This is a genomic window from Streptomyces sp. NPDC029014, assembly GCF_055564695.1.
This window is the reverse complement of record NZ_JBVHVT010000177.1, coordinates 1-5,034: the sequence shown is the minus strand read 5'-3', so window position 1 is coordinate 5,034 and position 5,034 is coordinate 1. Positions and strand designations below refer to the sequence as shown.

4 protein-coding genes are annotated in these 5,034 nt (G+C 73.9%); all 4 read right to left on the bottom strand.

All coding sequences use genetic code 11. The features are described from left to right. Positions 1-229: 229 nt before the first annotated feature. The 4 genes from ACZ4VL_RS40085 to ACZ4VL_RS40070 are packed head-to-tail and all read right to left on the bottom strand — an operon-like array spanning position 230 to position 4,828. Positions 230-1,006 (bottom strand): DUF3159 domain-containing protein, encoded by a 777-nt coding sequence (locus tag ACZ4VL_RS40085; protein ID WP_468210818.1) that lies wholly within the window; start codon positions 1,004-1,006, stop codon positions 230-232. Between the two features lie 3 nt (positions 1,007-1,009). Further along, positions 1,010-1,429, bottom strand: a complete 420-nt coding sequence (locus ACZ4VL_RS40080; protein ID WP_361093776.1) for an OB-fold nucleic acid binding domain-containing protein — start codon at positions 1,427-1,429, stop codon at positions 1,010-1,012. Between the two features lie 25 nt (positions 1,430-1,454). Next, entirely contained in the window at positions 1,455-2,141 is a 687-nt protein-coding gene (locus ACZ4VL_RS40075; RefSeq protein WP_468210815.1) for a response regulator, read from the bottom strand. Then, positions 2,138-4,828: a DUF4118 domain-containing protein gene (locus ACZ4VL_RS40070; RefSeq protein WP_468210812.1), complete on the bottom strand. Its 2,691-nt coding sequence runs from the start codon at positions 4,826-4,828 to the stop codon at positions 2,138-2,140. Before ACZ4VL_RS40070 ends, ACZ4VL_RS40075 begins: the two co-directional genes overlap by 4 nt. Positions 4,829-5,034 lie beyond the last annotated feature (206 nt).

The window sequence follows — 5,034 nt, the reverse complement described above, 5'->3', positions numbered from 1 at the left end:
GGGGGGGGGGGGGGGGGGGGGGGGGGGGGGGGGGGGGGGGGGGGGGGGGGGGGCGTGGGGGGGGGGGGGGGGGGAGGGGGGGGGGGGGGGGGCGCACCCCCCCCCCCCCCCCCCCCCCCCTTCGCGTGCTCCGGAGGTGTTCCCCGAGCCGTCGGGCCCGTCAGGTCCCTCGACCCGTCAGGGTCCCTCGACCCGTCAGGTCCCCGGGCCCGTCAGGCCCGTCGGCCCGTCAGGCGCCCCGCTCGCGCGAGGCCTGGGCCTTGGCCGCCTTCCGCGCGGCCTCCTCCGCCTCGTACTCCGCCATCACGTCGATCGGCGGCGGCGCCTTCGCGAGGAACACCCACGTGAAGTACACCGCGAGCACCATGGGCGGCAGCTTCAGCGCGATCAGCAGCCAGCCCAGCTGGGTCGCGTCGCCCCACCAGTACAGCGGGAAGAGGATGGCGTACTTGGCGAGGAAGATGATGCCCCAGGCCAGGCTGGCCTTCGTGTACGCCTTCTTGCGGCCGGGGTTCCGGGTCCGCCAGGACATGTTCTCCTTGAACACCGGCCCCAGGATCACCCCCAGCAGCGGGAACCCCACGAGCGCGGACAGCGTGAAGGCCACGCCCAGCCCGGCGCCGTAGATCATGCCGGGCAGGTAGAAGCCCTTGGCGCTGCCCGTGAAGAGCGCGAAGGCCACGCCCACGCCCACGCCGAAGACCCCGCTGAAGGCGTGCTTGACGGTGTCCCTGCGCAGCAGGCGCACGACCACCAGCAGGACCGCGACCGCGCCCGCCGCGATGGCGGACATCTTCACGTCCTTGTTGATCGTGTAGATCATCACGAAGAGCAGGCCGGGGAGCATCGTCTCCACGGTGCCCCGGATGCCCCCGAAGGCGTCGAAGAGCGCCGCCTGGGTCACCGCGCTCTGGTCGGCGGCGGGTTCCGCCCCCTGTCCCTGGGATCCCCCCGGCCCGTGGGCGGGCTGCCCGGGGTTCGTCGGGGGTTTGTCGAGTGACGTCACCGGTTACTGCTCCTGTCCGAGCGGTCGGAGTTCGTACTTCGGGTTGAAGAGGACCCGGCGGCCGTGGCTCATGGCGATCCGACCGGAGGCGATCATGCGGCGGCCCGGCTCGATTCCCACGATCGAGCGACGTCCCAGCCAGACCACGTCCAACGCGGCGGATCCGTCGAAGAGCTCCGCCTCCAGCGCGGGGACGCCCGCGCGGGGCCGGAGGGTGACGGTACGCAGGGTCCCGGTGACCTTGACTATCTCGCGGTCGTGGGAATCGCAGATCCGCGTGCATCCCGCGGCTTCTGCGTCCTCCTGCAGCTCCGCCGAATGCAGCTCCTCCTGGGAGGAGGACAGCCTTTCGATCATCCGGCGGAACCGGCCCGCCGGCCGTACCGGCTTGGCGGACTTCTCGGGACGCGGTTCAGCACTCATACCAGGAAGCGTACCGGCGCCCCGACTACCTCTCGAAGCGGTATCCCATGCCCGGTTCCGTGATGAAGTGCCGCGGATGCGAGGGGTCGAGCTCCAGTTTGCGCCGCAACTGCGCCATGTAGACGCGCAGGTAGTTCGTCTCCGTGCCGTACGAGGGGCCCCACACCTCCTGGAGCAGCTGCTTCTGGCCGACCAGCTTCCCGGCGTTGCGGACGAGCACCTCCAGCAGGTGCCACTCGGTGGGCGTGAGCCGTACGTCGCGCCCCTCGCGCACCGCCTTCTTCGCGGCCAGGTCCACGGTGAAGCCGTCGGTCTCCACGACGACCTCCTCCCCGACGGCGCCGGCCACCGGCTCGGCCCGGCGCACGGCGGCGCGCAGCCGTGCCAGCAACTCGTCCATGCCGAAGGGCTTGGTGACGTAGTCGTCGGCACCGGCGTCCAGGGCCTCGACCTTCTCGTCCGAGCTGTGCCGGGCGGACAGCACCAGGATCGGGACCCGGGTCCAGCCGCGCAGCCCCCTGATCACCTCGACGCCGTCCATGTCGGGCAGGCCGAGGTCCAGGACGACCACGTCGGGGTGGCGGGCGGCCGCGAGCTCCAGGGCGCCGGCCCCGTCGGCCGCGGCGTCCACCTCGTACTTGCGCGCCTTGAGGTTGATCACGAGGGCTCGGACGATCTGCGGCTCGTCGTCCACCACGAGCACCCGGGTCATGGAGGTCCTGCTTTCTGTCGTACGGGACGTATCGGGTCGGTCGGCTCGGCGGGCCGGGCGGCGGGCCCGGTCGGCTCGGCGGGCCGGGCGGCGGGCCCGGTCGGCTCGGCGGGCCCGCTGGACCTGGTGGGCCCGGCCGGTAGGGGATCCAGCATGCGGTCGGGCGCCGGCGCACGCCCGCGCGGGGCGGCGCGCAGGGTGAGCACCATGGTCAGCCCGCCACCGGGAGTGTCCTCGGCGGCCAGCGTGCCGTCCATGGCCTCGGTGAAACCGCGGGCGACGGCGAGTCCGAGGCCGACGCCCGTCCCGCGCGGGGCGTCGCCGTGGCGCTGGAAGGGTTCGAAGATGCGCTCCTTGGCCTCGTCGGGGACGCCGGGGCCGCGGTCGACGACGCGTACCTCGACCCGGTCGCCGAGGTGGCTGGCGGCCACCAGGACCGGCTCGTGCGCCGGGCTGTACTTGACGGCGTTCTCCACGACGTTCGCCACGGCCCGCTCCAGCAGCCCCGGGTCGACCGCGACCATCGGCAGCGTCTCGGGAACGTCCAGGACGACGCTGTCCTCGGGTACGCCGCCCAGGGCCATCGGGACCACCTCGTCGAGGTCGATCTCGCGGATCAGCGGGGTGACGGTGCCGGTCTGCAGGCGGGACATGTCGAGGAGGTTGCCCACGAGGTGGTCGAGCCGGTCGGCGCCGTCCTCGATGCCCTCCAGCAACTCGGCCCGGTCCTCCTCCGACCACTCCACGTCGTCGGAGCGCAGGGAGGACACGGAGGCCTTGATCCCGGCGAGCGGGGTCCGCAGGTCGTGGCTGACGGCGGCCAGCAGCGCGGTCCGGATCCGGTTGCCCTCGGCGAGGCGGCGGGCCTCCTCGGCCTCCCCGAGGAGGCGCTGGCGGTCCAGGACGACGGCGGCCTGGGCGGCGAAGGCGCCGAGCACCCGGCGGTCCTCGGCGGGGAGCACCCGCCCGGACAGGGCCAGCGCCATCCCGTCCCCGATCGGCATGTCCACGTCGGCTTCCTCGGGGCGGGCCGCGGGGTGCGGGCCGACGCTGCCGGCCGGCCTCCAGGACTCCCGGTCGCCGTCGCGCTCCAGCAGGGCCACGGACTCCATGGCGAAGGTCTCGCGGACCCGTTCCAGCAGTGCGTCCAGCGTGGTCTCCCCGCGCAGCACGCTCCCGGCGAGGAAGGACAGGACCTCGGACTCGGCGCGCAGCCGGGCCGCCTGGTGGGTGCGGCGGGCGGCGAGGTCGACCACCGAGGCGACGGAGACGGCGACGCCGAAGAAGACCGCGATGGCCACGATGTTCTTCGGGTCGGAGATCGTCAGGCGGTGCACCGGCGGCGCGAAGAAGTAGTTGAGCAGCAGGGAGCCGAAGGCGGCCGAGGCGAGCGCCGGGTAGAGCCCGCCGAGCAGCGCCGCGGCCACGGTCAGCGCCAGGAACAGCAGCATCTCGTTGGCCAGGCCGGGGTCGGCGTCGACGTGCGTGAGCAGGATCGCCAGCAGGGCCGGGCAGACCACGCCGACGACCCAGCCCGCGATGACCCGGGTCCGGCCGAGCAGGGCGGCCGAGCGGGCCGCCGGCAGGCCGCGGCCGCGCCCCTTGGCGGCTTCCTCGTGGGTGACGATGTGCACGTCGAGGTCGGGTCCGGACTCACGGGCGACGGTGACGCCCACCCCGGGCCCGAGGACGTGCTGCCAGGGCCTGCGACGGCTGGAGCCGAGCACGACCTGGGTGGCGTTGACGCCGCGGGCGAACTCCAGCAGGCCGGTGGCGATGTCGTCGCCGATCACGTGGTGAAACGTTCCGCCGAGGTCCTCGACCAGGGTGCGCTGGAGCGCGAGCTCCTTCGGGGAGGCCGCTGTCAGGCCGTCGCTGCGGGCCACGTACACGGCCATGAGCTCGCCGCCGGCGCCCTTCTCCGCCAGCCGCGCCGCCCGCCGGACCAGCGTGCGCCCCTCCGGGCCGCCGGTCAGCCCGACGACGATGCGCTCCCGGGCCTGCCAGGTGGCGCGGATGCCGTGCTCGCCCCGGTACTCCTGGAGGTACTCGTCCGCCCGGTCCGCGACCCAGAGCAGCGCCAGCTCGCGCAGCGCCGTCAGGTTGCCCGGCCGGAAGTAGTTCGACAGCGCCGCGTCGACCTCGTCCGGCGCGTAGATGTTGCCGTGGGCCATGCGCCGCCTGAGGGCCTGCGGCGACATGTCGACCAGCTCGATCTGGTCGGCCCGCCGCACCACCTCGTCCGGGACCGTCTCCCGCTGCCGCACCCCCGTGATCGTCTCGACGACGTCGCCCAGCGATTCCAGGTGCTGGACGTTCACCGTCGAGACCACGTCGACGCCCGCCCGCAGCAGCTCCTCGACGTCCTGCCAGCGCTTGGCGTTCCGCGAGCCGGGGACGTTCGTGTGCGCGAGCTCGTCCACCAGCGCCACGGCCGGCCGCCGCGCCAGCACCGCGTCCACGTCCATCTCGGGGAACAGGGCGCCCCGGTACGCGACCTCCCTGCGCGGGACGACCTCCAGCCCGTGGAGCATGACCTCCGTGCGCGCCCGCCCGTGGTGCTCGACGAAGCCGACCGCGCAGTCCGTGCCGCGCTCCACCCGGCGGTGCGCCTCCGACAGCATGGCGTACGTCTTGCCCACGCCGGGGGCCGCGCCGAGGTAGATCCGAAGCTTGCCGCGTGCCATGCGCCCATTCTCAAGGACGTTTGTGCTGTTCACGCACTTTTGGCCGGTCGTCCGCCCATCCCTGACGGATCCCTGACGCCCGTCCCCGGATACGGCTGCGGGGGGGGGGGGGGGGGGGGGGGGGGGGGGGGGGGGGGGGGGGGGGGGGGGGGGGGGGGGGGGGGCTGGGGGGGTGTCAGATGGGCCACAGCATTCGGGGAGCGAGA

Excerpts from the sequence above, each read along its gene's own strand:
- ACZ4VL_RS40070 (WP_468210812.1), bottom strand. The coding sequence starts at position 4,828 with ATGGCACGCGGCAAGCTTCGGATCTACCTCGGCGCGGCCCCCGGCGTG.
- ACZ4VL_RS40075 (WP_468210815.1), bottom strand. The coding sequence starts at position 2,141 with ATGACCCGGGTGCTCGTGGTGGACGACGAGCCGCAGATCGTCCGAGCC.
- ACZ4VL_RS40080 (WP_361093776.1), bottom strand. The coding sequence starts at position 1,429 with ATGAGTGCTGAACCGCGTCCCGAGAAGTCCGCCAAGCCGGTACGGCCG.